Here is a 547-nt window from a genome sequence, read left to right as displayed (position 1 = left end):
CTGCGCCCGCTGGCGGAGATCGGCTTCAGCGGTGCGGCGGGCTTCGAGCTGCAACGTTTGCTGGCCACGCTGCAGGCCAGCCAGCCGCACAGCCTGATCCTGCTGCCGCAGCTGTTGCTGGCTCTGGTCAGCGCCGCAGAGCAGGGCGTGCCGATGCCGACCTCGCTGCGCTTTATCGCGGTCGGTGGCGGTCGCGTCGCGCCGCAGCTGTTGGAGCGCGCCGAGCGGCTCGGCCTGCCGGTGTTCGAGGGCTACGGCCTGTCCGAATGCGCCTCGGTAGTCTGCCTGAACACACCCGAGGCGCGGCGCATCGGCACGGTCGGCCGGCCGCTGGCGCACGTCGAGCTGCGCTTGGCCGACGATGGCGAGGTTCTGGTGCGCGGCCCGCATATGCTCGGCTACCTCGGCGAACCTCCGCCGGTCGGCGAGTGGCTGCCGACCGGCGACCTCGGCCACTTCGAGGACGGCTTCCTGATCCTGCACGGGCGCAAGAAGCACCAGTTCGTCACCGCCTACGGGCGCAACGTCAACCCGGAATGGGTCGAGG

Annotated in this window: 1 protein-coding gene; it reads left to right on the top strand. The window is 70.9% G+C overall.

The annotated features are described in order from the left end of the window. Window positions 1-547: AMP-binding protein (locus CXQ97_RS21205; RefSeq protein WP_146069760.1), on the top strand; the 547-nt coding region annotated here is incomplete at both ends.

This window comes from Arthrobacter sp. B0490, from assembly GCF_002929355.1.
Lineage (GTDB): Bacteria > Actinomycetota > Actinomycetes > Actinomycetales > Micrococcaceae > Arthrobacter_D.
This window is presented reverse-complemented; position numbering and strand designations above follow the sequence as displayed.